The 25,390-nt window shown below is 50.7% G+C and carries 31 protein-coding genes; 22 read left to right on the top strand and 9 right to left on the bottom strand.

The genetic code is table 11. The features are described 5' to 3' along the window. The 6 genes from ABNT28_RS03250 to ABNT28_RS03225 all read left to right on the top strand — a co-directional run. Positions 1–182: YggT family protein (locus ABNT28_RS03250; RefSeq protein WP_348720999.1), on the top strand; the 182-nt coding region annotated here is incomplete at its 5' end. A 116-nt stretch (positions 183–298) separates the two neighbouring features. Next, positions 299–1,192: a bifunctional methylenetetrahydrofolate dehydrogenase/methenyltetrahydrofolate cyclohydrolase FolD gene (folD, locus tag ABNT28_RS03245; RefSeq protein WP_332923378.1), complete on the top strand. Its 894-nt coding sequence runs from the start codon at positions 299–301 to the stop codon at positions 1,190–1,192. Between the two features lie 46 nt (positions 1,193–1,238). Next, positions 1,239–1,439, top strand: a complete 201-nt coding sequence (locus tag ABNT28_RS03240) for a twin transmembrane helix small protein (RefSeq protein ID WP_332923377.1) — start codon at positions 1,239–1,241, stop codon at positions 1,437–1,439. 34 nt (positions 1,440–1,473) lie between these two features. Further along, the gene (locus ABNT28_RS03235; protein WP_332923376.1) at positions 1,474–2,058 is read left to right on the top strand and encodes a cob(I)yrinic acid a,c-diamide adenosyltransferase; all 585 of its coding nucleotides are present in this window, start codon (positions 1,474–1,476) and stop codon (positions 2,056–2,058) included. A 77-nt stretch (positions 2,059–2,135) separates the two neighbouring features. After that, positions 2,136–2,885 carry an electron transfer flavoprotein subunit beta/FixA family protein gene (locus tag ABNT28_RS03230; RefSeq protein ID WP_332923375.1) on the top strand — a complete coding sequence of 250 codons (750 nt, stop codon included), beginning with the start codon at positions 2,136–2,138 and terminating at the stop codon, positions 2,883–2,885. 2 nt (positions 2,886–2,887) lie between these two features. Next, positions 2,888–3,820 (top strand): FAD-binding protein, encoded by a 933-nt coding sequence (locus ABNT28_RS03225; RefSeq protein ID WP_332923374.1) that lies wholly within the window; start codon positions 2,888–2,890, stop codon positions 3,818–3,820. Here the strand turns inward: ABNT28_RS03225 and ABNT28_RS03220 are convergent. Then, complete coding sequence (locus ABNT28_RS03220; RefSeq protein ID WP_332923373.1) at positions 3,817–4,449, bottom strand: TlpA disulfide reductase family protein; 633 nt, start codon at positions 4,447–4,449, stop codon at positions 3,817–3,819. The two genes, ABNT28_RS03225 and ABNT28_RS03220, sit on opposite strands and share 4 nt — an antisense overlap. Positions 4,450–4,475: 26 nt before the next feature. On the opposite strand from ABNT28_RS03220, the gene argH reads away from it, so the two are divergent. From argH to ABNT28_RS03200, 4 genes are all read left to right on the top strand, one after another. Then, positions 4,476–5,900 (top strand): argininosuccinate lyase, encoded by a 1,425-nt coding sequence (gene argH / locus ABNT28_RS03215; protein ID WP_348720998.1) that lies wholly within the window; start codon positions 4,476–4,478, stop codon positions 5,898–5,900. 12 nt (positions 5,901–5,912) lie between these two features. Next, positions 5,913–6,044 carry a hypothetical protein gene (locus ABNT28_RS03210; protein ID WP_332923371.1) on the top strand — a complete coding sequence of 44 codons (132 nt, stop codon included), beginning with the start codon at positions 5,913–5,915 and terminating at the stop codon, positions 6,042–6,044. A gap of 48 nt (positions 6,045–6,092) precedes the next feature. Then, positions 6,093–7,352, top strand: a complete 1,260-nt coding sequence (lysA, locus tag ABNT28_RS03205) for a diaminopimelate decarboxylase (RefSeq protein WP_332923370.1) — start codon at positions 6,093–6,095, stop codon at positions 7,350–7,352. A gap of 141 nt (positions 7,353–7,493) precedes the next feature. Next, entirely contained in the window at positions 7,494–8,117 is a 624-nt protein-coding gene (locus ABNT28_RS03200) for a YdcF family protein (protein ID WP_332923369.1), read from the top strand. Here the strand turns inward: ABNT28_RS03200 and ABNT28_RS03195 are convergent. From ABNT28_RS03195 to ABNT28_RS03170, 6 genes are all read right to left on the bottom strand, one after another. Further along, on the bottom strand, positions 8,114–8,992 hold the full coding sequence (locus tag ABNT28_RS03195) for a prephenate/arogenate dehydrogenase family protein (protein WP_332923368.1): 879 nt from the start codon (positions 8,990–8,992) through the stop codon (positions 8,114–8,116). The two genes, ABNT28_RS03200 and ABNT28_RS03195, sit on opposite strands and share 4 nt — an antisense overlap. Positions 8,993–9,019: 27 nt before the next feature. Further along, a complete protein-coding gene (locus ABNT28_RS03190) occupies positions 9,020–9,721 on the bottom strand; it encodes a chorismate mutase (RefSeq protein WP_332923367.1) in 702 nt (233 codons plus the stop codon). Between the two features lie 97 nt (positions 9,722–9,818). Further along, positions 9,819–10,541, bottom strand: coding sequence for a methyltransferase domain-containing protein (locus tag ABNT28_RS03185; RefSeq protein WP_332923366.1), 723 nt, complete (start codon positions 10,539–10,541; stop codon positions 9,819–9,821). A gap of 168 nt (positions 10,542–10,709) precedes the next feature. Continuing rightward, the gene (locus ABNT28_RS03180; protein ID WP_332923365.1) at positions 10,710–11,090 is read right to left on the bottom strand and encodes a dihydroneopterin aldolase; all 381 of its coding nucleotides are present in this window, start codon (positions 11,088–11,090) and stop codon (positions 10,710–10,712) included. A 38-nt stretch (positions 11,091–11,128) separates the two neighbouring features. After that, on the bottom strand, positions 11,129–12,085 hold the full coding sequence (locus tag ABNT28_RS03175; RefSeq protein WP_332923364.1) for an HAD hydrolase-like protein: 957 nt from the start codon (positions 12,083–12,085) through the stop codon (positions 11,129–11,131). Positions 12,086–12,159: 74 nt separating this feature from the next. Next, positions 12,160–12,660 (bottom strand): DM13 domain-containing protein, encoded by a 501-nt coding sequence (locus tag ABNT28_RS03170; RefSeq protein WP_332923363.1) that lies wholly within the window; start codon positions 12,658–12,660, stop codon positions 12,160–12,162. 127 nt (positions 12,661–12,787) lie between these two features. Here ABNT28_RS03170 and ABNT28_RS03165 point away from each other — a divergent pair, with 127 nt between their 5' ends. The 12 genes from ABNT28_RS03165 to ABNT28_RS03110 all read left to right on the top strand — a co-directional run bounded on the left by ABNT28_RS03165 (position 12,788) and on the right by ABNT28_RS03110 (position 24,158). After that, positions 12,788–14,008 carry a mandelate racemase/muconate lactonizing enzyme family protein gene (locus ABNT28_RS03165; protein WP_332923362.1) on the top strand — a complete coding sequence of 407 codons (1,221 nt, stop codon included), beginning with the start codon at positions 12,788–12,790 and terminating at the stop codon, positions 14,006–14,008. 358 nt (positions 14,009–14,366) lie between these two features. Next, positions 14,367–14,873, top strand: coding sequence for a 50S ribosomal protein L21 (gene rplU / locus ABNT28_RS03160; RefSeq protein WP_332923361.1), 507 nt, complete (start codon positions 14,367–14,369; stop codon positions 14,871–14,873). Positions 14,874–14,950: 77 nt separating this feature from the next. Beyond that, the gene (rpmA, locus tag ABNT28_RS03155; RefSeq protein WP_332923360.1) at positions 14,951–15,220 is read left to right on the top strand and encodes a 50S ribosomal protein L27; all 270 of its coding nucleotides are present in this window, start codon (positions 14,951–14,953) and stop codon (positions 15,218–15,220) included. 238 nt (positions 15,221–15,458) lie between these two features. After that, on the top strand, positions 15,459–16,493 hold the full coding sequence (gene obgE / locus ABNT28_RS03150) for a GTPase ObgE (RefSeq protein WP_332923359.1): 1,035 nt from the start codon (positions 15,459–15,461) through the stop codon (positions 16,491–16,493). After that, entirely contained in the window at positions 16,481–17,677 is a 1,197-nt protein-coding gene (gene proB / locus ABNT28_RS03145) for a glutamate 5-kinase (protein ID WP_332923358.1), read from the top strand. The genes obgE and proB overlap by 13 nt, the downstream gene beginning before the upstream one ends. Further along, the gene (locus ABNT28_RS03140) at positions 17,677–18,957 is read left to right on the top strand and encodes a glutamate-5-semialdehyde dehydrogenase (protein ID WP_348720997.1); all 1,281 of its coding nucleotides are present in this window, start codon (positions 17,677–17,679) and stop codon (positions 18,955–18,957) included. The genes proB and ABNT28_RS03140 overlap by 1 nt, the downstream gene beginning before the upstream one ends. After that, entirely contained in the window at positions 18,938–19,585 is a 648-nt protein-coding gene (nadD, locus tag ABNT28_RS03135; RefSeq protein WP_332923356.1) for a nicotinate (nicotinamide) nucleotide adenylyltransferase, read from the top strand. Before ABNT28_RS03140 ends, nadD begins: the two co-directional genes overlap by 20 nt. A 138-nt stretch (positions 19,586–19,723) precedes the next feature. Further along, positions 19,724–20,068 (top strand): ribosome silencing factor, encoded by a 345-nt coding sequence (gene rsfS, locus ABNT28_RS03130; RefSeq protein WP_332923355.1) that lies wholly within the window; start codon positions 19,724–19,726, stop codon positions 20,066–20,068. A 33-nt stretch (positions 20,069–20,101) separates the two neighbouring features. Next, entirely contained in the window at positions 20,102–20,560 is a 459-nt protein-coding gene (locus ABNT28_RS03125; RefSeq protein WP_332923354.1) for a 23S rRNA (pseudouridine(1915)-N(3))-methyltransferase RlmH, read from the top strand. Positions 20,561–20,624: 64 nt separating this feature from the next. Then, positions 20,625–22,163, top strand: coding sequence for a 2,3-bisphosphoglycerate-independent phosphoglycerate mutase (gene gpmI, locus ABNT28_RS03120; RefSeq protein ID WP_332923353.1), 1,539 nt, complete (start codon positions 20,625–20,627; stop codon positions 22,161–22,163). A 145-nt stretch (positions 22,164–22,308) separates the two neighbouring features. Beyond that, a complete protein-coding gene (locus ABNT28_RS03115; RefSeq protein ID WP_348720996.1) occupies positions 22,309–23,679 on the top strand; it encodes a S41 family peptidase in 1,371 nt (456 codons plus the stop codon). Beyond that, positions 23,676–24,158, top strand: a complete 483-nt coding sequence (locus ABNT28_RS03110; RefSeq protein ID WP_332923351.1) for an RNA pyrophosphohydrolase — start codon at positions 23,676–23,678, stop codon at positions 24,156–24,158. Before ABNT28_RS03115 ends, ABNT28_RS03110 begins: the two co-directional genes overlap by 4 nt. An 88-nt stretch (positions 24,159–24,246) precedes the next feature. Here ABNT28_RS03110 and atpC read toward each other — a convergent pair whose 3' ends face one another. Continuing rightward, positions 24,247–24,600, bottom strand: coding sequence for an ATP synthase F1 subunit epsilon (gene atpC / locus ABNT28_RS03105; protein ID WP_332923350.1), 354 nt, complete (start codon positions 24,598–24,600; stop codon positions 24,247–24,249). A 41-nt stretch (positions 24,601–24,641) separates the two neighbouring features. Further along, positions 24,642–25,390, bottom strand: a 749-nt coding sequence (gene atpD / locus ABNT28_RS03100; protein WP_348720995.1) for a F0F1 ATP synthase subunit beta, incomplete at its 5' end; no start/stop codon positions are given.

Genomic DNA, 25,390 nt, shown 5'->3' with positions numbered 1-25,390 from the left:
TTATTAATCCTTGGCAACCTGCCGTACGCATGATCATCAATGTTCTGGCACGTTTGCATGAACCTATTTTGCGTCAAGTGCGACGTTTCCTGCCTGATCTAGGGGGCATTGACCTCAGTCCGATTGTTCTGTTTCTGGCTGCACAATTCATCCGAAACCTGCTTATCAACAGCCTTGCCTAGAGACATAATCACCTGCGTCACTTAGACCTAGGATCACTATCTATTTAAATGCGCCTGCATACCAATATATAACACGTAATCTTAAGATTTATTTTACAGGGGAGTTATGACTAGCCATGGAAACAAAGATCATTGACGGAAAAGCTTTTTCGGAAAAACTAGTTGAAGCCGTTGCGGTAGAAGCCAGCAAAATCAAGGCTGCGATTGGCCGTCCCCCGGCGCTTGCTGTTGTGCTTGTTGGCGAAAATTCGGCCAGCAAAGTCTATGTCCGCAATAAAATCGAACGCACCGAAGCGGCAGGCATGCGTTCAATCGAACATAAGCTTGACGTCAATACCGATCAAGCCACCTTGCTAGCGCTTATCGAAGAGATGAATAATGACGATGCTGTCGATGGTATCCTTGTCCAGCTGCCACTTCCTGATCAGATAGATGAAGATGCGGTAATCAATGCCGTGGCACCAGAAAAAGACGTTGACGGTTTCCACGTGGTCAATGCTGGTTTGCTAGCAACGGGTCAGGACTCGCTTGTGCCCTGCACACCTTATGGCTGTCTATTATTGTTGCGCGATCAGCTTGGTAGCTTATCAGGCCTGAATGCCGTTGTTGTTGGTCGGTCAAATATTGTTGGCAAGCCAATGGCGCAATTACTGCTAAAAGAAAGTTGCACTGTGACTATCGCGCATTCACGCACCAAGGATCTCAAAGAGGTCTGCGCACGTGCCGACATTCTGGTTGCGGCGGTAGGTCGTGCGGAAATGATTGATGGTGATTATGTCAAACAGGGCGCGACAGTTATTGATGTGGGCATCAACCGCGTCGCAGCACCTGAGCGCGGCGAAGGGAAATTCCGCCTGACTGGTGACGTTGACTATGATTCGGCGGCAGCCAAAGCAGGGGCGATCACACCTGTACCTGGCGGTGTCGGCCCGATGACCATTGCCTGTCTTTTGCGGAATACGGCTGTTGCGGCGGCGCGCCGTTTCAATGTTGAAATTGCCGACATATAGGCAATCGTGACCCACTTTATGATCTCTTTATGGAGCCAGGAATAGCATGTCGATTGATCAGATTATCTTGACCGTAGCATTACTGATTGTCGCGGCTATTCTTGGGTGGGGCGTGCTGACAATGGCGCGCGGTGGTGACTATAATGTTAAAAATTCTAACCGCATCATGCGTTACCGGATTATTTTTCAAGCCATCGCGTTGATCGTTATTCTCGGTCTCATGTGGTATCGTAAAACAAACGGCTGATATCACACATATCCAAAGATTCTATGGGGGTCACATGGTTAAATTAAATAAAATCTACACGCGCACGGGCGATGGCGGCGATACAAGCCTGGTCAATGGTATGCGCGTGTCGAAACATGCGCGTCGGCCTTCAGCATTTGGTGAAGTCGATGAAGCCAACTCGGTTATTGGGCTGGCGCGCCTGCATTGCGACACATCCGATGATGCCACTACAAAAGAGGCCGACGAGATGCTGAGTCGGATTCAAAATGACCTGTTTGATCTAGGTGCCGATATCGCCACACCCGAAACTGACCAGCCAGCTTTGCGTATCACCGAAACGCAGGTGCAACGGCTTGAAGACGAAATTGATATGATGAATGCGGATCTACAACCGCTTAATTCTTTCATTCTACCTGGCGGTAGTCCCGCATCAGCATGGTTGCATCTGGCGCGGACTGTTGTGCGCCGCGCTGAACGCCATATGACCGAGCTATCCGCCGAAGAAGTTGTCAATGTGCCAGCCATGCAATATATAAATCGCCTGTCGGATCATCTATTTGTTCTGGCGCGTCGGTTGAATGAAAATGGCAAGACTGACGTTTTATGGCGTCCCGGGCAAAATTCTGGGCAGAATTAGACAGGTTTTTTATTCTAGCCAGTCTAATTTTTAGCATCTAAATTTAGCTTGGTTTGTTTCGAACTGGAGAAATAGATATGAAAATAGTGGTGCCGGTAAAACGGGTTATTGACTACAATGTCAAAGTGCGCGTCAAAGCTGACCAGTCTGGCGTTGAGCTGGCAAATGTCAAAATGGCGATGAACCCGTTTGACGAAATTGCTGTTGAACAGGCGTTGCGTCTGCGCGAAGCGGGCACAGCCGAAGAAGTTGTTGCCGTTTCAATTGGCCCAAGCCAGAATCAGGAAACCATTCGTACGGCTTTGGCCATGGGTGCTGATCGCGGCATCCATATCGAAGCCTCGCATGACATCGAACCATTGGCTGTTGCCAAGCTTTTGAAAGCTGTTGTCGAAAAAGAATCACCTGAGTTGGTTCTTGTCGGCAAACAGGCGATTGACGATGATTGTAACCAGACAGGCCAGATGCTTGCCGCCTTGCTTGGCTGGGCACAAGGCACCTTTGTGTCCGGTATTGAGCTTAGCGGCGACAAAGCCAAGATCATCCGCGAAGTCGATGGCGGTCTTGAGCATCTTGAAATTGCGATGCCAGCTATTGTGACTGTTGATTTGCGCCTGAATGAGCCGCGCTATGCATCACTACCCAATATTATGAAGGCCAAGAAAAAGCCCCTCGACAGCATCAGCGTCGAAGAGCTTGGCGTTGATGTCAGCCCGCGTCTGAGCATTGTCAAAGTCGAAGAGCCTGAAGCCCGCTCAGCTGGCATCAAAGTGTCGGATGTTGGCGAGCTTGTCGATAAATTGAAAAATGAAGCAAAGGTTATATAATCATGGCTATTCTTATTCTATGCGAACATGAAGACGGTCAGATAGCTGGCGCAACCTTGAACACTGTTGCGGCTGCCCAGCAGATTGGTGGCGATATTCATATGCTGGTTGCTGGCGATGCCAGTGGCGATGCCGCAAATGCGGCGGCGGCTATTATGGGCGTTGATAAAGTTCTGGTATCTGCCGACGCTATGTACGCACATGGGCTTGCTGAAAATCTGGCACCGCTAATCGTCAAGCTTGCAGGTGATTTTTCGCATTTGATGTCACCCGCAACAACAACGGGCAAGAATGTCATGCCACGTGTTGCCGCGATGCTTGATGTGATGCAGATTTCCGACATTATCAAGGTTGAAAATGATACCACGTTCCAGCGTCCTATCTATGCTGGCAATGCCTTGGCAACAATTTCATCAAGTGAAGCCATAAAGGTCATCACTGTACGTAGCACTGCTTTTGAAGCTGTCGCCGCCACTGGCGGCAGTGCCGCTATTGAAACCATTGACGCCGATGCTGATGCTGGCCTGTCCAGTTATGTCAAATCTGAACTATCAAGCTCCGAACGTCCGGAACTGACATCGGCACCGATTGTCATTTCTGGTGGTCGCGGTATGCAGGATGGATCGAATTTTGCCATGCTGGAAAAAGTTGCTGATAAACTAGGTGCCGCCGTTGGTGCATCACGTGCGGCTGTCGATGCGGGCTTCGTGCCAAATGACTATCAAGTTGGTCAGACCGGCAAGGTCGTGGCACCCGATCTTTATGTTGCTGTTGGTATTTCCGGGGCAATCCAGCATCTAGCAGGCATGAAAGACAGCAAGGTCATTGTCGCCATAAACAAGGATGATGAAGCACCAATTTTTCAGGTTGCCGATTTTGGTCTGGTGGCTGATCTATTCGACGCTGTGCCTGAGCTTGAAAAAGAGCTTGGCTAGCCAACTAATGTGCGAATGTGGGTCAGCATATCTGGCTGATCCCATTCGAACGGGCCTTTAAATAACCAGCTTTTTGTCTGATCCGAAGACAACAGAAAGCTGGTTGGCACGCCGCTTACACCCATTTCACGTGGCAGATTTGCTTTGCGATCAAATCCAAAACGCATACCTGCCTTAGCGTCTGTTTCGACAATCCCACGGTCATTCAAAAATGGCAGTGCCTTGGCTGGACCGCCGCGATCAATCGACACCAGCAATATCACAAGATTAATATCGGCAAGGCTTTTGGCCGCCTGATCCAAAGCAGGTAATTCGGCAATACAGGGCGCGCACCATGTTGCCCAGAAATTCACCAATATCGGCATGCCTTTAAAATCATCAATCTGGAACGCGTTGCCATCTACGTCCAAAATTTCGGTTTGCATAGACGGTGGGGTTTGCGCATCGGGCATCAGCGTGGCACTTGCCGAAACTGGCAAAAAAGTCACCAGCGTAGTGGCACCCAACATGCCAGTCAGTGTGCCAGTCAGTGTGCCAGTCAGGGCGCTATTAAACTGGCGGCGAGACAGTCCAGTTTTATGGGCGTATGTTTTTGGCTGATAATTCGGCAAAAGCCGCGTATAAAGCATGGTGATACAGCTATCTGGTTAGTGACATGAGCAAAAAAGATACAACAGCGGTCAGTGATGCGGCAAAGTCTAGCATCTGGGGGGGGCGCTTCTCAAGAGGGCCTTCGCAATTGATGCAGGACATTAATGCGTCGATTGCCTATGACAAGCAATTATATCGTCAAGATATTGATGGTTCCAAGGCGCATGCAACAATGCTGGCCACCTGTGGTATCATCAGCGATGCTGATTGTGCGGCGATTCATGACGGGCTAACCAAAATTAGCACCGAAATCGAAACTGGTGAATTTGTCTTTTCCGCCGCGCTGGAAGATATCCATATGAATGTCGAATCCCGACTTGCCGATCTGATTGGCGAGCCTGCGCGGCGGCTTCATACGGCACGCTCACGCAATGATCAGGTCGCAACAGATTTTAAATTATGGGTCCGTGCCAGCATTGATGCGCTGGATGACGCGCTAGCGGCTTTACAGGAAGCACTTCTTGACAAGGCTGACGAACATTGTGACACGATCATGCCTGGCTTTACACATCTACAGACTGCCCAGCCAGTAACCTTTGGCTTTCACCTGATGGCCTATGTCGAAATGCTTGGTCGTGATCGGGGTCGCTTGATTGATGCTCGCGTGCGGCTCAATGAATCGCCATTGGGTGCAGCGGCACTGGCCGGCACGTCATTTCCAATTAACCGGCACCAGACAGCCGAACTGCTTGGCTTTGACCGGCCGGCGGCAAACGCCATGGACGCGGTATCGGATCGTGATTTTGCTTTGGAATTATTGGCTGCCGCTTCGATCTGTGCGGTGCATCTGTCGCGGCTGGCCGAAGAAATGGTGATCTGGTCATCTGATCGTTTTGCTTTTATCAGCCTGTCCGATGCCTTTACCACTGGCTCGTCAATCATGCCGCAAAAGCGCAACCCCGATGCTGCCGAGCTGGTGCGTGCCAAGCCTGGGCGCATTATCGGGTCGCTAAACGGTTTGTTGATCGTCCTCAAAGGACTACCGCTTGCCTATGGTAAGGATATGCAGGAAGACAAAGAAGGCGTATTCGACGCGGTTGATTCGCTGGCGATTGCCATTGCTGCTACAAGCGGCATGGTTCGTGATATGACTGCCAATAAAGATGCGATGCGCGCCGCGCTAACAACGGGCTTTCCCACCGCAACCGATCTGGCCGATTATATGGTTCGCGAACTTGGGCTTCCTTTTCGTGAAGCGCACCATGCAAGCGGTTCTATTGTCGCGCTGGCGGCGAAAAAAGGATGTGATCTTGATGCGCTCAGCCTTGCCGAAATGCAAACCGTCGAACCACGGATCAAAGCTGATATCATGGGCATTCTGACCGTTGAAAGTGCCGTGGCCGCCCGTACCAGCTTTGGCGGCACAGCGCCTACCGAGCTAAAAGCCCGCATAGCAGACGCTCGGTCGCGGTTTAATATTAAGGGATAAAGGAACTCGTAAATGTTGAAAAAAAGCGTGATTACCTGTCTTATAACCTTGCTTGCTATTGCTGGTCTGACGGCCTGTGGCAAGCGCGGTGATCCCTATCGTCCATCCGATGCACCGGCAAAAACCGAAACCGTGACCGAATAGTCAAACATCTTTTTCAAACCATAAGCGGGCAAAGCTCAGAGATCAGATATGTGTGCATTTAATCGGCTGGATAATGGCGAATTGGGTGTTGATGGTCTGCCGCTATCGCAGATAGCTGCCGCCCATGACAGCCCGCTTTATGTCTATTCAGGTGCCGGAATCCGTGACGCCTATCGTGATTTTGCCGCCGCTGTTGCGCCGGTAAATGGCAAAGTGCATTTTGCCATGAAAGCCAATTCGGCGCTTGGCGTTCTGGCATTACTTGCACATGAAGGGGCTGGTGCTGATATCGTTTCAGGCGGTGAACTTAGCCGCGCGCTGGCCGCAGGCATATCGGCATCGGACATCGTCTTTTCGGGGGTTGGCAAAAGCAAGGCTGAAATTGAACAGGCACTGGCCGCGGGTATTGGCCAGATCAATGCCGAATCGCCTGCCGAAGTCACCGCAATCAGCGCCGTTGCCGCGTCTATGGGCGTGGAAGCGCCTGTTGCTTTGCGCGTCAATGTTGATGTTGACGCCAAAACCCACGCCAAAATCTCTACGGGGCAACGCGATACCAAATTTGGCATTTCAACCGACCAGAACGAAGCTGCCGATCTATATCGTGTGATGACCGATGATCCGCATATTACCCCAGCGGGACTGGCTGTTCATATTGGTTCTCAACTGCGCGATATGGCACCTTTTGAAACCGCTTACACAGCTTTGCTTGATCTGGGTACAACATTGCGCGCCGACGGGTTCGATGTGCCAGTGCTTGATCTTGGCGGCGGCGTCGGTGTTGATTACGATCATGCCAGCCCAACTGATTTTACTGCCTATGGGGAACTGGTAACACGCATTTTTAACAAGACAGATTTCAAGCTTGGCTTTGAACCTGGACGGTCGATCGTTGCCAATAATGGTATTTTGCTAACCAAAGTGATCTTCATCAAGGACGGTGACAATAAGCGGTTTATCATTGTTGATGCAGCGATGAACGACCTGCTTCGGCCCACTCTGTATGAAGCACATCACACGATCGTACCGATAATGGCGACCGGACAAGATATAGGACTGGCTGATATTGTTGGGCCCGTTTGCGAGACAGGCGATTATTTTGGCCGTGATCGCATGATGCCCGAACTTACAAGCGATGATGTGCTGGCGGTTTTATCGGCGGGTGCCTATGGCGCGGTCATGGCCTCGGCTTATAATACACGCCCCCCCGCTGGCGAAGTGTTGGTGCTTGATGGCAAAGTGCATGAATTACGTGCCAAACGCACGGTTGAGAGCTATCTTGCCGAAGAATCAATCCCTACCTTTTGACACTTGTCCAAAGCTAGCCTAATGGGACGAATAATCGCCTCATAGCCAAGCCATTTTTTGTAATTGCCTACCACCAGTGTTATAAATGCCTATATGATTTGTGATGCAATCATATGCGTTAAAGCTAGAGGTAACGGTTATATGTCGGATAAAAAGACATCAATGACGCTGCATGGCAGGTTTCGCAACCGTGAAACCGCGCTGACAATTTCCTGTATTCTTGTGGCGTTTTTGCTGGCGTCATTTCAACATTTCGTCCTGACCTTGCCACGTGGCGAAACCGATTTCACCAAGCTTAATCATACCGATGGTATCGTTGTGACAACTGGGGGCCAGCAGCGTCTTGTCGAAGGGCTTAATCTGCTGGTCAGCGGCACCACCGATAAACTATTGATTTCCGGTGTTGGCAAAGGTGTCAATAAAGCCGTTCTGGTACAGGAACTTAATCTCAACGATCAACAGGTTAGCGCTTTATTCTGCTGTGTAGAGCTTGAATATGGCGCGCTGGATACACGCGGCAATGCACTGGCTGCCCGCGAATGGATTCATCACAATGGCCTGAATTCAATCCGTCTGGTCACGGCAAATTATCACATGCCGCGTGCCGAAATCGTCTTTAGCCGGGCGATACCCGATGTTGATATTCATCAATGGGCCGTCAGCCCAGACGCGCTTGATGTTGAACGCTGGTGGCAGGATCCGGTGATTATCCGTCTGCTAACCCGTGAATATGCCAAATATCTTGCCGAGATTATCCGTCTCTAGCTTTGGCCAGCATCAATGATTGAGCGTCTGATTTCGCGTGTCCGTGTGAACAGGTCTTCAAGCTTGTCGCCTTCCTGCCAGCGAATCGCGCGTTGCAGAAACGATAAATCCTCGGAAAACCGCTGTAACATCTCTAGCACGGCTTCGTCATTATTCAGAAATACATCACGCCACATCACTGGATCCGAAGCCGCAATGCGGGTGAAATCGCGAAAGCCCGAGGCTGAAAAGCGAATCACATCATTTTTAAGCTGCCCTTCAAGATCAACCGCCGTGCCAACAATCGTATAGGCGATCAAATGCGGCAGATGCGAGGTCAAGGCCAGTACCTTATCATGATAATCAGGCTCCATTCGCTCGCTAAGCGATCCCAATGCCTCAACAAAACTGGCAAAATGGTCAACCACGTCCAATGGCACATCAAGTGGCAGAATGATCCAATAGCGTTCGTCAAATAATGTCGCATGGCCAGCCGACGGGCCCGAGCGTTCCGTACCCGCAATCGGATGCGATGGTAGCCAATGAATATGCGGGGCAACATTAGGCGCCACGTCACGCATCACCGAACGTTTGGTTGATCCCGTATCGGTAAGAACAGCACCAGCTTTCATCTTTGGAATAATCTGTTCGCTAAGCGCGCCAAGCGCGCCTACTGGCACCGCCATAATCACCAGATCGGCGTCGCTCACGGCGTCACCTGCATCAGCAACAAAGCTATCTACAAGGTTAAGTGATGCTATCTCATCGGCAATATTGTCACCCGAATCACAGCCCGTCACATGCCCAGCAACCCCCGCACGACGGGTCGCAAGCGCGATTGAGGCGCCAATCAGGCCAAGCCCAATAATCGTCACTTTTTCATATAGAATCGTCATCAGCCCATCTTCAAAAACATATTTACGTTATCGCGCATAAATGCCCAGAATGCGGGCGTCGTCGCCGTGATCCACAATGCCATCGGGATAATATCCTGTCTTGCTATGCATCCTATGACCTGTATCGGGGTTTAGCACGCCTATCAGGCTGATGTCATCACCTGACGCATCAGGCAAAGCTGGTCCAATGATATAGGCAGGCGGTACAGCGCTCATATCAAACAGCGGTGTACGGGCAATAACAAAGGCCGATTTATCTTCATATAGCCAGGCCGCTAGTTCAGGCGAATCATCCGCTGGCACCAGCGCATAGGGTGTTTCGCCCTCTCCAGATTGCGTATCCGATTGGGTGCCCGATTTTGTAACAAATTGCGCGGCTATATCGGCAATTGTATCCGCATAGCTTGCCTGTAACGCACTTCCCATATGCCATGTTGCTGTTGGTGCCACATCCCTATGCACAATAAAATGCAGGCCTGTATCCTGTCGGTTAAGGCTAGCCGCCAGAATTTGCCGCCAAATACCAAGCAAAATAGTCCCTGACATATCTGGCTGCTGGCTGGCAAGCCGCCGCATCAACGCCGCTTCACGTCCCGGGCGAAAGGCAACCTTACCTGCTTTGGCGGCGGTCACCTTATCAGATAACGCCATCCGCGCCGCGATAAGTTCAAGGATACGGTTATCCACTACATCGATTTCATTGCGAAGGTCGTCAAGATTATCAGTCATAAACATCATTCCCAATGGCCAGCCTGAACTGTCCATACATGTGTTACAAATGGGAACTGATCCCCAAATGTATAAAATATCAGCTGTCACTTTATGGCTAGGGTGACAGAACCTGCAAGACAGATGATTTTCTAGAGGCGACTTTACGTGTATTTCCGGCAGGTGCATAGAGCATTTTCGTGGCCTCAATAAGCAATATGGCACCTAATGCTGGCCAGCACCGCTGGCCAAATCGCTCATATGAACTGGCAAACCGCAAAAGTGGGCCACGCTGAACAGGTGGAATGAAAACCACACGATGCACATGATTGACCTCAAAACCATGTTGCGTCAAAGCTGTTTCCAGCTGGCGGCGGGAAAACGGACGGCCATGTCCTAGCGGGGTCGTTTCACGATGCGTCCAGATTCCACGCCGGTTCGGTACCATCACCAGAAGCTTGCCAGCACCATCAAGAATACGCCAGCATTCATCAAGCAACCGCGTCGGGTTATCATCAAATTCCAGACTATGTGTCAGCATCAGCCGATCAAGCTGAACATCAGGCAAAGGCAGATCATAGCCATTAGCAAGAAGCGTCCGTACCTGACCTGTCTGTGGCCAGATGACCGCCCCATGTCGTGCAGGCATCAATGCCAACGCCCTAGCTTTCGCAGCATCATCAATCATGTTCAAAAAAGGCGGCCCATAGCCAAAAACAGCATTATACGCATCGGCACGATGATCCCAGAATGGCCGTACATAGGAATCAAGCAAACGTGTAACGGTGACACCAAGCGGTGTTTCATAAAATGACTGTATCTGGACAGTATCGCGATACATTATCGGTCCCGATTCACATCTGTCTATTCGGTTTCATCTCTATGCTTCAGGTCAACCATACATGCCGCAGTTCATAGCTCGACAGCATGGATAGCAACGCCATATTAAGACATAGACATAGACATAGACATAGAATAACCGAAAATCTACAAGCAGGGCTAGACCGGATCAGTCAAAGCTGGATAACTGATACGCGATAGTCTCACAATCTTCATAGGCATCTGGCTTCGCCGTGCGCACCCGTAATCCCGTTACATCGGGTAGCATCGCCAGTTGGTCGAATAACGCCCGCGCCAAGGTTTCCTGCAAATCGAAATGCCCTCTGCCCACAATATCCATCACCGTATTGCGGATAAGATCATAATTCAGCGTTTCATTGACATCATCGGCCTGCGGTGCGGTATCGGCGTCCAGAACCAGTTCAACATCGATAATCACCCGTTGCGGCGCCAGTCGTTCGGCATCATAAATGCCGATTCGCACCATTACCTCCAGCCCTTGCAGAAGAAACCGACGATCCGTAATCGCTAATGTATTAACTGTGCGCATGGTCATCACCTATCTATTTGGCTGTCATAATCCGGCCATTATAATTTATCAACAATCCAGTCTGGGCTGATATCGGTTCTCTCAATGGCCTGCGCGACGCCGCCATCGCGGAACAATCCATAGCTGGTCAGCAAAATCGATTGTATGCCTGCCGCGCTGGCACCAAGAATATCTGTATGCAGACTATCACCAACCATGCCGATTCTGTCGCGCGGAATGTCACGCCCAGCAACCTCACGCAACGCATCAAAGGCCAGATTATAAGCTGGCTGATGTGGCTTGCCATACCAATATACTGGCACATCACATGTCTGCAATAAACGCGCTGCCCAATAGCCTGGTTCGGGTGCATAAAAGGTCGATTGCGGCGATGTCACATCTGGATTGGCGATATGCACTGGTCGGGGACGTTTTTGCAAGGCCGCTTCAAGCTGCGCCTGATCATCTTCCTGCCAATCACCCGCACTTAGAAAGGCAAAATGATCCGCGCGTTCCCAGAAATCGGCATCACCATCTTCATAATCGGCCAATGACAGCATGCCATCAAATAATGGCGCCGTGGCTTGCTTGCTTAAAATACCAACCTGACCAAAACCACCTGGCTCCAGAAAATCACGGATAAAGGCATTACGGCTGGACACAACATGATGCGGCGGAATCGGCAGATTCCAATTGGTGTATTTTTGCGCGGTCATCTTGGTTTCCAATGTCGCGCCATTCGTCAGCACCATGATGGTGACACCATGATCGGCCGCTACAGCCAGAAAATCATCTATGCCATCCACCGGATCAGTACCCACATTGATAACGCCAAAGCCATCAAGAATCAGCGCCTCAAAATGCGGTATAATATTGGTCAGCCGGTCAGCCACTCTTTCTGCGCCTGGTGCGGCGGCGGGCATAATGGGACGCAACGCTTCGTAAATGGTCAAGGCTGCATCCAGCGACAGATTGCTTGATGCTGGTATGTTAAGCGACGCAAGTGATGGCAACACGGATCTTACTTCCCTAGTGTAAAGCCACCGCTCCTATAAACACCATTGTTCAGACCTATCCATACAAGGTGCATCTATTCAAGTTGGGCGGCGGTGATAAATTGATCGAATGCCTCGCACCATATCAGCACTGCCGGATAAGACCTAGCTGTAATTCCGGCAGGAATCTCAACGCTGAAATTCTTATATGCTTTGATGGGGCTTACCATTATAGACGCGTCCTTTATTGCCAGAAACGCCGCTTCAGTTTCGACAAAAGACGGCGTCAGATATAAACGGTAATCGGGTCCGGGCGCAATCTCACCATCAAGCCAGATTTGCGTATCATTGACCATGATCTGGCCATCACCCCAATGAAAGCTATCTGATCCGGCCAGATCACGGCGGAAAACCCCCACCCGCTCGGCGCTATTCTGGCGCGCGACCAGACTTTGTTCATCAAGGCCGGTTTCGGCTGTCAGAATAGGTAGAAAATAAATGCCCAGCACAAAGCCAATCGCCAGACCTGCAGCAAATTTGAAAGCACCAAACCAGATAATGTGTCGTCGTGCTATGTCCAATAACATCGTAAACATGATTCTGCTCCTTTTGGCTGTTTTTTGTATCATACCCAAATTCATACTTGCGTCATGTTTGATGGCGTCACATTCTGAATTTAGGTGGCGCAATACCATTTAGCTGTCCAGACCTAGGTGAGATTTGATGAAACTTGCATCCCTTGAAACCTTTATTGTGGGCACACCACCACCATCATTTGGTGGCCGTTATTTTATCTTTGTGTCACTGGAAACGTCATGTGGCATCAAAGGGGTTGGTGAAATCTATGCGGCCAGCTTTGCCCCCGAAATCATCTGCACAATGGCTCAGGATGTTTTTGCCCGTTATCTGGATGGCAATGATCCCTTCCAGATAGAGCGCTTCTGGCGCCGTGCGCATGGGTCGGGCTTTACCCATCGGCCTGATATATCGATGCAAGGCGTGGTCAGTGGGCTGGAAATGGCATGCTGGGACATCATTGGTAAAGCGGTTGATAAACCGGTCTATGATCTGCTTGGCGGTATGGTTAATGAACGTCTGCGAAGCTATACCTATCTATATCCCACCGACGAACAAGATCCGGCACATTTTTATCAAGACCCTGTCGCCAGTGCCGAATCGGCCGCTTTAGCCGTAAAAGACGGCTTTACGGCGGTAAAATTTGATCCTGCTGGCCAATATACGGTATTTGACGGGCGCATGCCTGATCTTGATGCGCTGGAACGAAGTGAAGCGTTCTGCCGCCTGATTCGCGATGCGATTGGCACCAAAGCCGATATGCTGTTTGGCACACATGGCCAGTTTACCGCCGCAGGTGCCATCCGCCTTGCCAAAAAACTTGAACCTTATGACCCGCTATGGTTCGAAGAACCAACCCCACCCGACATGCCGGAAGAAATGGCAAAGGTCGCTGCAGGCTCAGCCGTGCCAGTGGCAACAGGCGAACGCCTATGCAGTAAATTCGAATTTGCCCGGGTTCTACAAAGCGGGGCAGCGGCGATTCTTCAGCCTAATCTGGGGCGCGTTGGTGGTATTCTTGAAGCCAAAAAAATTGCGGCCATGGCTGAAGCGCATTATGTACAGATCGCCCCACATCTTTATTGCGGGCCCATTGTCGCGGCCGCAAACATCCAGCTTGCCGCTTGTTCGCCAAATTTCCTGATTCTGGAATCAATCCAGAAAATGGATGGCTTTCACGCTGATCTGCTCACAACGCCGCTAATATGGGAAGAGGGCTACGTGATTCCTCCCAAAACGCCCGGTCTTGGCGTTGAACTGAATGAAGTCGTCGCCCGCGCGCATCCCTATACTGGCGATGCCCTACATCTCGAAATGGGCGCCAACCCCTATGATCCGGTTCGTGATCGGCTATTTCCAGGTGGCTAAAGCCCCCCAGACAAACCAAAAACCGTTATAAAATAGACCAAATGGCGATTCGACGCGTATCTTGATGCTATGCAGACAAGTTTAATTACCCGTCGCGGCTGTCTTTGCCATATTCTACCATGCCGAATACCAATGCAGGCTTGACATTCGGGGGGGACGGGCTATATTCCGCGACGCAATGGGATCGGGCTGAATATATTGGTTCTATTCATTGTGCGCTAGCGTGTCAGCTTGGGCAGGATAAAACATCCGGCAAACCGAATGACACTTTATTAGGTTTGCTTCGATTTTGGTATCTCCAGCACCATATGCTGGTGCCCATGACGAAGATTGATGAAGATAGATAAGGATTATCGCCATGTATGCATTGGTGAAGACAGGCGGCAAGCAATACCGCGTTGCCAAAGATGACACCATTCTTGTTGAGCGCATTGCCGCTGAAGAAGGTGATCAGGTTGTTTTGGACAATATCATCATGCTTGGTGATGGCGACAAAGTAACTGTTGGTACGCCAAATGTTGAAGGTGCCGGTGTTAGCGCAACAGTGATGCGCCAGACGCGTGGCCCTAAAATCATTATCTTCCGCCGCAAACGTCGTAAGAACCATCGTCGCACCCAAGGTCACCGTCAGGATCTGACTTTGCTGAAAATTAACGATATTGCCGAAGATGCGAAAAAACTAGCCGCACCGAAAGCCGCTCCAAAGAAAGCCGCAGCGCCAAAAGCTGAAGCGGCACCTAAGGCCGAAGCGGCACCTAAAAAGGCTGCGCCAAAGAAACCAGCGCCGAAAAAAGCTGAAGCAGCAGCTACAAAAGCAGCACCTAAAAAGGCCGCTCCTAAAAAAGCTGCCGCAAAAAAGAAATAACGATTAGAGACAACCAATATATAAGCGCGGTTCCCGAACAGCATCACAGAACCGCATGACAGATAAGGGTTTAAAAGATGGCACATAAAAAAGCAGGTGGTAGCTCCAGAAACGGTCGTGACTCCGCTGGACGCAGATTAGGCGTTAAAAAATTTGGTGGCGAGTCAGTTTTGGCAGGCAACATCATCTTACGCCAGCGCGGCACCAAGGTGAATCCTGGTGAAAATGTTGGTATGGGTAAAGACCATACATTGTTCGCCCTTACCGATGGAAAAGTTGCTTTCAAGGAAAAATCTGGTGGCAAGATGTTTGTGAACATTATGCCGATGGCCGAGGCTGCCGAATAGCCCAGCCAGCCGATACAGGCTGACCTATGTGGCAGCCACAAAATTTAGCAGGGGGATGACGGGCAGTTATTCCCCTGTTGCTTTTTAGACCTGTTATTTGAAGCCAATTAGGATTTTGACCTAGACTTGTTTACAGTTCAGGCCAATCACAGGATAAAAGCGTAATGCAGACCGCAGATATGATGATAAAGTCTTATTATCGTGGCGATAGATGAATGATGAAAGCCGGGTTGAATAGATGAAGTTTCTGGATCAGGCAAAAATTTACGCGCGTTCTGGTCATGGTGGCCCCGGATCAGTCAGTTTCCGGCGTGAAGCCCATGTGCCTTTTGGCGGCCCTGATGGCGGCAATGGTGGCCGTGGCGGTGATATAGTTGCACGTGCTGTAAACGGGCTTAACACGCTTATTGATTATCGCTATCAGCAGCATTTCAAAGCCGAATCTGGACGCCCGGGTGCAGGCCGTGACCGCAGTGGCGCCTCAGGTAATTCGGTGATCATGCGTTTGCCTGTTGGCACCCAGATTCTGTCTGACGATCAACAGACAGTGCTTGCCGATCTCACCGAAGAAGGTCAAGAAATCGTGCTGGCCACTGGCGGGCCTGGCGGCAAGGGCAACGCCTTTTTCAAATCTTCGACCAATCGCGCCCCGCGCAAGTCACAGCCTGGCGAACCTGGGCAAGAAATGTGGGTCTGGCTTCGCCTGAAACTTATTGCTGATGCTGGTTTGCTTGGGTTGCCGAATGCTGGTAAATCGACATTTCTGGCAGCCGTATCTGCCGCCAAGCCCAAAATCGCTGATTATCCTTTCACCACATTACATCCCAATCTGGGTGTTGTGGCTGTTGATGCCAAAGAATTTGTTATGGCTGATATTCCTGGTCTGATCGAAGGCGCACATGAAGGTGCTGGCCTTGGTCACCGCTTTTTAGGGCATGTTGAAAGATGCCGCGTTCTGTTGCATCTGGTTGATGCCACCGCCGATGATCCCGTTGAAGCGTGGAAAATTCTACGCCGTGAACTCAAAGAATATGGAGGCGGCCTGAATGATAAGCCAGAAATTGTCGGGCTCACCAAACTTGATGCGACACCGCCGGATTATGCCGAAGACCTAGCCGACGCCTTGCGCGCCGAAGGTGCTGGCACCGTCTTGCCTTTATCATCAGTTAGCGGCGAGGGTGTCACCGCCGTATTGCGGTCACTTATCGGCATCATCGAAGATGCAACATTTGAAGAAAATAAACCTCAAGAGGTAGAGCCATGGTCGCCCTAGAAAATGGCACCGTTCTGGCTGGTCAGACACGCGCCGCAAAGGACGCGCTAAAAGCGGCCCGAACTGTTGTCATCAAGGTTGGTTCCGCTTTGCTTGTCGATGAACAGAATAACGCAATCAATCACGCATGGCTTACAGGCATTTCCGAAGATATCGCTGCGCTAAAATCATCCGGCGCCTCGGTTATCGTCGTATCAAGTGGTGCGATCGCGCTTGGTAGCCTAAATCTGGGCCTGAACCAGAAAACGCTTCAGCTAGAGGAAAAACAGGCCGCCGCCGCCGCCGGTCAGGTGACCTTGGCACATGCGTGGATGACGGCGCTTGCCACCCATAATATCCAGACAGCACAGATTCTGCTGTCCCCCGATGATACCGAAACACGCCGTCGGCATCTGAATGCCCGCGCAACAATGACCACCCTTTTGTCATTGGGTGCGGTACCTGTTGTAAATGAAAATGATACTGTCGCCACAGCCGAAATCCGCTTTGGCGATAATGATCGGCTGGCTGCACGCGTCGCGGCAATGCTTGGTGCCGATATGCTGGTTCTGCTGTCCGATGTTGATGGACTTTATACAGTCAATCCACATGACGACAAAAATGCAGAACATATTGCCACGGTCACTAGCATCACGCCCGATATCATGAACATGGCTGGTACGGCAAATGCCAGCTATGCTTCAGGCGGCATGGTCACAAAGCTTGAAGCGGCACGCATTGCCACATCCGCCGGATGCAGCATGATTATCTGTAATGGCCGCGATCCACATCCATTGACCGCAATCGACGCTGGCGCGCGCAATACGATCTTTACCGCCGAAGCGTCACCACCAACTGCACGCAAAAAATGGATAGCTGGTGCCTTGTCACCAAAAGGCAAGCTAGTCATTGATAATGGTGCGATAACAGCCTTGCGCAAGGGGCGTTCACTGTTGCCTGCTGGCGTTACCACGATTGGTGGTAATTTTGAACGCGGCGATCTGATCGCTGTTGAAAGCCGTGACGGTATTGTCATCGGACATGGGCTTTCGGCTTATTCGGCCAAGGATGCCGCCCGTATCAAGGGGCATAAAAGCAGTGAAATCGAAGCCCTTCTCGGCTATCGTGGACGCGATGAACTCATTCATGCTGATAATATCGTCATGAATGATAATGGCGTTGCATCTGACGAGGAGCGGCAATAATGACTGAACAGACGCACAGCTTTGATAGCCCTAAAGCCCTTGTCTCTGACTTGGTAACAGCGGCGCGGCACGCCCAAAAAACGCTTGGCCAAAGCCCGCATGACGCGCGCCGGTCAGCTTTGTTGAAAAGTGCCGCATTGATCCGTTCAAACAGTGACGCCATTATCGCAACGAACAGCAAAGACGTGCAGAAAGCCACAGAAAATGGGATCAGTGCCGCCTTTATTGACCGGTTGACGCTGAATGCCGAACGTGTCGAATCAATGGCCGCCGGACTCGAATCCATCGCTGCACTTGATGATCCAATCGGGCGTGAACTGGCGCGTTGGCAACAGCCAAACGGGCTTGATATTGCGCGCGTCGCAACACCGCTTGGCATTATCGGCATCATCTACGAATCGCGGCCTAATGTAACAGTCGATGCGGCTGCTTTATGTCTTATTTCTGGAAATGCCGCGATTTTACGCGGTGGTTCGGATAGCTATTTCACTTCGGGAATGCTGGCTAGGCTGATGGTTGAGGGGCTGGAAAGCGCAAATCTGCCTGCCGCGAATGTTCAGATGATGCCTTCGGCTGATCGCGCACTTGTGGGTGCAATGCTTGCCGCCGCTGGTGAAATTGATGTGATTATTCCGCGTGGCGGCCGGTCGCTGGTCGAACGTGTTCAGTCCGAAGCGCGTGTCCCTGTCTTTGCCCATCTTGAGGGGATATGCCATGTCTATATCGATTCTGACGCTGATTTTGATATGGCCAGACAAATCATCGTAAATGCTAAAATGCGCCGTACAGGCATATGCGGTGCGGCTGAAACCTTGCTTGTGCACCGGGATGTGGCTGGCACCATGTTGCCTGACATAGCCACCGCCCTGACGCAAGCTGGATGTGCCTTGCGCGGCGATGCGGCGGCTTGCGCTTTGGTTGATACCATGACCCCTGCCATCGAAGCTGACTGGCGCACCGAATATCTGGACAGCATCCTGTCCGTGAAAATTGTTGCGTCAGTTGATGACGCGATTGCGCATATCAGCACATATGGATCTGGTCATACCGAAAGTATCATTACTGGAAATACAGACACCGCCGAGCATTTTCTTGCCCGCATTGATAGTGCGATTGTAATGGTCAATGCCTCAACCCAATTTGCCGATGGCGGTGAATTTGGCATGGGGGCTGAAATTGGGATTGCCACTGGACGTTTGCATGCACGCGGCCCTGTCGGTGCGGCGCAACTCACCAGCTTTAAATATGTTGTACGAGGTCATGGCAATACACGTCCGTGAAGTTTCAAAAACAACCATGCCCACGGTGTTTCACAGCAGAACACGGCTGAAAATAGGGCTTCTAGGCGGCTCGTTCAATCCGGCACATGCCGGACATCTGCATATGAGCCAGGTGGCTTTGCGCGCCCTTGGCCTTGACCAGATATGGTGGCTGGTAACACCGCAAAACCCGCTCAAAGACCAGCATATGATGATGACATTGGCAGACAGATGTGATGCCGCCAGTAAAATCACCAAACATCACCCACAGATCAAAGTGTTGAGTCCGGAAGAAAAGCGTCCAGACCAGCTTACATATAATACATTGATATGGTTGAACAAAACATGTCCACACGCGCAATTCATATGGCTCATGGGGGCGGATAATATGGTCCAATTCAGCGCCTGGCATCGCTATCGTGACATCAGCGCGCTGATGCCTATGGCGGTCATTGATCGTCCGGGCTTTTCCTATCAGGCGATCAGCGCTGGCGGAAAACTATCTGCCCAGCGCCTTCACCCTGCACGTATGGCTGGGCTTTTAGCGCACCGCACCCTTACCGATGCCAGTTGGTGTTTTATTGCAGGCAAACGACACAACGCCTCGGCTACGGCCGTACGTGCCAGCCTTCAATCGCCTATGCGTTAATTAAACTGGAAGAAATATCATCGACGTAGTATAATGTTTCTTGAGAATAATGAATATTTGGATTCCAGATGATACAATTTGCACTTCAAACGGAGAGATACGATTTCTAAAGCGCAACATTCATTAGACGCCGATCAGGTGTTAAATCTCATTACCAATTCCCTCAACGACGACAAAGCTATAGATGTTCAGGCCATTCCATTGGCTGGCAAATCAGCTATGGCGGATTTCATGGTTGTCGCGAGCGGATCATCATCACGTCAGGTCGCGGCGATGGCTGAACATCTGCAATTTAAGCTCAAACAAAGCCATGTCGATATCATCGGCATTGAAGGCATGCGTCAGGCGGACTGGGTTTTACTGGATGCCAATGATGTCATTGTGCATCTGTTCCGTCCCGAAGTTCGTGAATTTTATGGCATTGAACGTATGTGGGCTGATGGTGGTGTTGAAGAAGTTGTTCGGGTATCTGCCGACGCCTAGACGTGGCCTGTCGGTTCAGGATCAGGATATATCATGCGTTTGCATATAATTGCTGTTGGCAAAGGCCGCGCCTCATCCGAAGCCACATTGACCACCGCATGGTTGTCACGTCTGCCGGCTGGCGGCGAGCTGAGTGAAATAGAATCAAAATTACCTGCTGGCGCGGCGCGGCGTGAAGATGAAGCTGTCCGTATTCTAAAGCATGTACCCATAGATGCAGCGCTTGTCGCCTTTGATCCAAAAGGGCGTGACTGCTCATCCGAAGAGCTGGCAACCTTATTATCACTTTGGCAGGATGAAGGCCGCGCTCGTGTTTGTTTTGCCATTGGGGGCGCCGATGGTCATGGTGCGGGCGTGCTGACCCGCGCCGACAGAACCTTATCCTTTGGGCGGGCGATCTGGCCTCATATGCTGTTCCGGGCGATGGTCGCCGAACAATTATATCGCGCCACGGCCATTTTAAGCGGGCATCCTTATCATCGCCCAAGCTAATGTGATCGCCAAGGTTTGATGGCTTCTGTCTATACTTTATCCACTCAGCGGATTATAAAAATCTATGATTAAAGACACCGATAAAAATAGCCCTGTTGTTCTATGCATCATGGATGGATGGGGGCATCGGCCTGATTCGGCGCATAACGCTGTCGCGCTTGCCGAAACGCCTGTCTTTGACAAGCTGATGTCCGAATCCCCACATAGCTTTGTCGCCGCATCGGGTATGGATGTTGGCTTGCCCGCCGGACAGGTCGGCAATTCGGAAGTTGGACATATGAATATTGGTGCTGGCCGTGTTGTCATGCAGACATTACCTCGCATCAGCGCCGCAATGGCCGATGGATCATTGGCCACACATCCCAAACTTATGGCGCTTGCTGACAAGCTGATCAGCACTGGCGGTACAGCCCATGTCATGGGTCTGCTTTCAGATGGCGGTGTCCATGCGCATGAAGATCATACACTTTGCGTCATTCATGCCCTTGCCGCACACGGTGTCAAGGTGGCGGTACATGCTTTTACCGATGGGCGTGACGTGCTACCAAAATCAGCCATTAATTCTATGCCTGCTTTTCTTGATCAGCTTCCCCAATCAGCCATCATGGCCACGGTGATTGGGCGATATTATGCCATGGATCGTGATCATCGATGGGAACGCACCAAAGCCGCCTTTGACGCTATTGCGCATGGCATAGCTGTCGATGCCCCTGCCAGACATGCTATGGACGCCATTCAGAGGGCTTATGACCACGGCGAAAGTGACGAATTTATCGCGGCCACAATCATCGAAGGCTATACCGGCATGAATGATGGTGATGGCCTTGTCATGATGAATTTCCGCGCTGATCGGGCACGGCAGATCCTTGATGCCTTTTTCAGACAAGGTGCTGTGAACTTTACAGCCAAACCGCCTGTGATCGCGGCGGCGATTGGCATGTCATCCTATTCCGAACCGCTAGATGACTTTGTCGAAACATTATTTCCGGCAGCCAAACTCGAAGACACGCTTGGCACCGTTGTCGCAAAGGCAGGATTGCGCCAGCTACGTCTTGCCGAAACCGAAAAATATCCACATGTGACGTTTTTCTTCAATGGTGGTGAAGAAACTATTCTACCGCATGAAGACCGCCAGATGGTGCAATCACCCAGCGTACCGACCTATGACATGCAACCTGAAATGAGTGCTGAGGGTGTTCTGGACACAGCTTTGAACAGCCTCAGAACACAAGCACATGACCTGCTGATTATCAATTTTGCCAACCCAGATATGGTTGGCCATACGGGCGATCTTGCGGCCGCCATTCATGCGGTTGAAACAGTCGATTTTTGCGTTGGCAGTCTTGCCACCGAGGTCAGGGCACAAAATGGTCAGATGCTGGTCACTGCCGATCATGGAAATTGCGAAATCATGTGGGATGTTGCGGCCAATTCACCGCATACAGCGCACACAACCAGCCTTGTGCCGCTGATTCTTGTTAATGGCCCCGATGGGACAACGCTGGCAGATGGTCGCTTGGCAGACCTAGCCCCTAGCCTACTTGCCATGCTTGGTATCAAACAGCCATCAGCAATGACGGGTAATTCCTTACTACGCTTTTAACATTGTTCTATTGCTAAATAATTGCATGGGGTAAAAGGGGCTGTGCTTGCATAGCCCGAGACAGACTGGCACGATATACGCATAAACAAAGTACAGCTATTAAGGCCAATGAGCTGTTTACCGATAGGTTAGGAGTGCTTGCAAAATGCAAAGACCTTTATTTTCTGATTCCGCAGGATCTGGACGATCAAGTTTCGGCCGCGCTAATTTAGGCGGACGGAAAAAACACCGTTTTCTGCACATTCTGCTTATCTGCAGCTTCATTGCCGCAGGTGGTATCGGTATCTCATTGCTAACCTCGGCACGTGCCGATAAAAATGACTCTGTCTATCAGCAACTTGGTCTGTTTGGTGACATCTTTCAACGGGTGCGCGAAAGCTATGTTGATGAAGTCGATGATACCGATCTGATAGAAGCGGCTATCAAAGGCATGTTAACCTCATTGGATCCGCATTCTTCCTATCTTAATACCGATAATTTCAACGCCATGAAAGTTCAGACACAAGGTCGGTTTGGTGGCCTTGGTATCGAAATCACCATGGAAAACGGCATGGTCAAAGTTGTGTCACCAATCGATGATACGCCCGCCGCCAAAGCGGGCATCCAGCCCGAAGACTATATCATCGCGGTTGATGATGAATCGATCATTGGCATGTCACTTTCGGATGCCGTTGATCGCCTACGCGGTAAAATCGGATCAAAGGTCACTGTCAAAGTTCAGCGCGCACAGGATGAACCTTTTGATGTATCGTTGATCCGCGACTCGATCAAAATCAAATCGGTACGTTACGAAGTCTTTGACGGCATCGGCTATGTGCGCCTGACAACATTTTCCGAACAAACAACGCCCGGCCTGATTGATGCCATTGATGATATGTTCAAACAGGAAGATGGCGCGCTCAAAGGCGTGATCCTTGATCTTCGCAACAACCCTGGTGGTTTGCTAGATCAGGCAATTTCGGTCAGTGACGCGTTTCTGGAAAAGGGCGAAATCGTTTCAACACGGGGCCGTAATCCCGATAAAGGCAACCGCGTATATGCCACGGCGGGTGATATCGCCCGTGGTCTGCCGATGGTCGTGTTGATCAATTCTGGCTCAGCGTCGGCGTCCGAAATTGTGGCAGGTGCGCTGAAAGATCACAAACGCGCCTTGCTTCTGGGCACGCGTTCATTTGGCAAAGGCTCGGTTCAATCGGTTATTCCAGTGTCGAATACGGCAGCTATGCGCCTGACCACGGCACGCTATTACACGCCGTCAGGCATATCGATTCAGGCCAAAGGCATCGAACCCGATATCGAAGTTTTAATGGCACGAATTGAAACACTCGAAGGCGGTATCACGCGCGAGGAAAACCTCAAAGGGGCGCTGGACAGCAAATCTGAAAGCGATGAAGATGATTCTGACACCAAGCCTACACAAGAGTTCAAACAGGATGAGGTCGATTACCAGCTTGCCCGTGCTCTTGATCTGATACGCGGCGTTTCTGTATTCTCGGTTTTAAGGCCCAATTCATGAACCAGCCTAAAATCGCTTATGATGATCGTCCTTACCGACCTTGCGTTGGTATTTTCCTGCTCAATCAGCACGGTCAGGTCTTTGCCGGACGCCGTATCGACAGCCGCGCCGAAGCATGGCAAATGCCACAAGGCGGTATTGATCCGGGTGAAACGCCCATCGTTGCCTGTATGCGTGAAATGCACGAAGAGATTGGCACCAACAGTGCCGAGCTTATCAAAGAACATAGCGAATGGCTGAATTATGATATTCCATTGCCTTTGGCAAATCGGCTATGGCATGGCAAATATAAAGGCCAAAAACAGAAATGGATGGCTTTACGCTTTACCGGCACTGATGCCGATATAAATATTGCCACGGCTGAGCCTGAATTTTGTGAATGGCGGTGGCTACCTGCGGCTGATCTGATCAATCTTGCCGTACCGTTCAAGCGTAGCGTCTATGAACAGATACTTATCGAATTTGGCGATCTCACCTAATATATATAGGGGTTTTATGTTTCGGTAAAAAAAAGGGCGCTTAAAAGCGCCCTTATATGCGTTTGCATAACAGCTTGCTACACAACTTTTACAGGGCCGCTATCACAGCATTCAGAAAATCGGTCTCGGCTTCAGATGCGCTTGCGACACGATCCTTCAGGCTTGCCGCATCAGCAGTATCAAGATCCTCGGCGCGTTCGGCCAGAATGGTCACGCTTTCGCCCGACACATCAGCAAGGCCACCGTCAATCATATAACGATTGACGACTTTGCCGCCTTCATGCACTTCAACAACACCGCGATCTAGGTTCGCCAGCATCGGCGCATGCCGTGGCATCGCACCAAACAGGCCTTCTGATCCAGGTGCAACAACCATTTCAGCGGCCATCTGAACCATGATTTTGGCTGGTGTGACCAGCTCTAACTGTGTTGTTTCAGCCATAACGCTGTTTCCTTTGCGACGAGGTCAAACAGATGCCTTGTTTAGGCAGCTTCCTGAGTCAGCTTCTTGCCTTTTTCGACCGCTTCTTCAATGGTGCCAACCAGATAGAAAGCAGCTTCTGGAAGATGATCGTAATCACCGTTGATAATGCCTTCAAAACCACTGATCGTGTCTTCCAGACTAACCAGCTTGCCAGGCGCGCCGGTAAAGACTTCGGCAACGTGGAACGGCTGAGACAGAAAACGCTGGATTTTACGCGCACGATAAACTGTCAGCTTATCTTCTTCCGACAATTCATCCATGCCCAGAATGGCGATAATGTCCTGCAATGACTTATACTGCTGAAGCACCTCTTGCACCTGACGGGCAATGCTATAGTGATGATCGCCAACAATACGTGGATCCAGCATACGTGATGATGAATCAAGCGGGTCAACCGCAGGGTAAATGCCAAGCTCGGCAATCTGACGAGACAAAACAGTTGTCGCATCAAGGTGCGCGAATGACGCCGCAGGTGCCGGGTCTGTCAAATCATCGGCAGGTACATAAATAGCCTGAACCGAGGTGATCGACCCTTTGTTCGTTGTTGTAATACGCTCTTGCAAGGCACCCATATCAGTTGCCAAAGTTGGCTGATAACCCACCGCAGACGGGATACGGCCAAGCAAAGCTGACACTTCTGAACCAGCTTGCGTAAAGCGGAAAATGTTATCAACAAAGAACAACACATCCTGGCCTTCTTCATCGCGGAAATATTCAGCCAATGTCAGGCCAGTCAACACCACGCGCG

It is taken from the genome of uncultured Candidatus Puniceispirillum sp., from assembly GCF_963979125.1.
Lineage (GTDB): Bacteria > Pseudomonadota > Alphaproteobacteria > Puniceispirillales > Puniceispirillaceae > Puniceispirillum.
This window is presented reverse-complemented; position numbering and strand designations above follow the sequence as displayed.

What these genes read in the sequence shown, in the direction of transcription:
- folD (WP_332923378.1), top strand. Translation starts at nt 299, where the DNA reads ATGGAAACAAAGATCATTGACGGAAAAGCTTTTTCGGAAAAACTAGTT.
- ABNT28_RS03170 (WP_332923363.1), bottom strand. Translation starts at nt 12,660, where the DNA reads ATGTTTACGATGTTATTGGACATAGCACGACGACACATTATCTGGTTT.
- nadD (WP_332923356.1), top strand. Translation starts at nt 18,938, where the DNA reads ATGGCAATACACGTCCGTGAAGTTTCAAAAACAACCATGCCCACGGTG.
- obgE (WP_332923359.1), top strand. Translation starts at nt 15,459, where the DNA reads ATGAAGTTTCTGGATCAGGCAAAAATTTACGCGCGTTCTGGTCATGGT.
- argH (WP_348720998.1), top strand. Translation starts at nt 4,476, where the DNA reads ATGAGCAAAAAAGATACAACAGCGGTCAGTGATGCGGCAAAGTCTAGC.
- rpmA (WP_332923360.1), top strand. Translation starts at nt 14,951, where the DNA reads ATGGCACATAAAAAAGCAGGTGGTAGCTCCAGAAACGGTCGTGACTCC.
- ABNT28_RS03200 (WP_332923369.1), top strand. Translation starts at nt 7,494, where the DNA reads ATGTCGGATAAAAAGACATCAATGACGCTGCATGGCAGGTTTCGCAAC.
- ABNT28_RS03220 (WP_332923373.1), bottom strand. Translation starts at nt 4,449, where the DNA reads ATGCTTTATACGCGGCTTTTGCCGAATTATCAGCCAAAAACATACGCC.
- rplU (WP_332923361.1), top strand. Translation starts at nt 14,367, where the DNA reads ATGTATGCATTGGTGAAGACAGGCGGCAAGCAATACCGCGTTGCCAAA.
- ABNT28_RS03230 (WP_332923375.1), top strand. Translation starts at nt 2,136, where the DNA reads ATGAAAATAGTGGTGCCGGTAAAACGGGTTATTGACTACAATGTCAAA.
- ABNT28_RS03115 (WP_348720996.1), top strand. Translation starts at nt 22,309, where the DNA reads ATGCAAAGACCTTTATTTTCTGATTCCGCAGGATCTGGACGATCAAGT.
- lysA (WP_332923370.1), top strand. Translation starts at nt 6,093, where the DNA reads ATGTGTGCATTTAATCGGCTGGATAATGGCGAATTGGGTGTTGATGGT.
- ABNT28_RS03110 (WP_332923351.1), top strand. Translation starts at nt 23,676, where the DNA reads ATGAACCAGCCTAAAATCGCTTATGATGATCGTCCTTACCGACCTTGC.
- ABNT28_RS03125 (WP_332923354.1), top strand. Translation starts at nt 20,102, where the DNA reads ATGCGTTTGCATATAATTGCTGTTGGCAAAGGCCGCGCCTCATCCGAA.
- ABNT28_RS03210 (WP_332923371.1), top strand. Translation starts at nt 5,913, where the DNA reads ATGTTGAAAAAAAGCGTGATTACCTGTCTTATAACCTTGCTTGCTATT.
- ABNT28_RS03240 (WP_332923377.1), top strand. Translation starts at nt 1,239, where the DNA reads ATGTCGATTGATCAGATTATCTTGACCGTAGCATTACTGATTGTCGCG.
- ABNT28_RS03185 (WP_332923366.1), bottom strand. Translation starts at nt 10,541, where the DNA reads ATGTATCGCGATACTGTCCAGATACAGTCATTTTATGAAACACCGCTT.
- ABNT28_RS03235 (WP_332923376.1), top strand. Translation starts at nt 1,474, where the DNA reads ATGGTTAAATTAAATAAAATCTACACGCGCACGGGCGATGGCGGCGAT.
- ABNT28_RS03165 (WP_332923362.1), top strand. Translation starts at nt 12,788, where the DNA reads ATGAAACTTGCATCCCTTGAAACCTTTATTGTGGGCACACCACCACCA.
- ABNT28_RS03195 (WP_332923368.1), bottom strand. Translation starts at nt 8,992, where the DNA reads ATGACGATTCTATATGAAAAAGTGACGATTATTGGGCTTGGCCTGATT.
- ABNT28_RS03190 (WP_332923367.1), bottom strand. Translation starts at nt 9,721, where the DNA reads ATGACTGATAATCTTGACGACCTTCGCAATGAAATCGATGTAGTGGAT.
- ABNT28_RS03180 (WP_332923365.1), bottom strand. Translation starts at nt 11,090, where the DNA reads ATGCGCACAGTTAATACATTAGCGATTACGGATCGTCGGTTTCTTCTG.
- atpC (WP_332923350.1), bottom strand. Translation starts at nt 24,600, where the DNA reads ATGGCTGAAACAACACAGTTAGAGCTGGTCACACCAGCCAAAATCATG.
- ABNT28_RS03225 (WP_332923374.1), top strand. Translation starts at nt 2,888, where the DNA reads ATGGCTATTCTTATTCTATGCGAACATGAAGACGGTCAGATAGCTGGC.
- proB (WP_332923358.1), top strand. Translation starts at nt 16,481, where the DNA reads ATGGTCGCCCTAGAAAATGGCACCGTTCTGGCTGGTCAGACACGCGCC.
- gpmI (WP_332923353.1), top strand. Translation starts at nt 20,625, where the DNA reads ATGATTAAAGACACCGATAAAAATAGCCCTGTTGTTCTATGCATCATG.
- ABNT28_RS03140 (WP_348720997.1), top strand. Translation starts at nt 17,677, where the DNA reads ATGACTGAACAGACGCACAGCTTTGATAGCCCTAAAGCCCTTGTCTCT.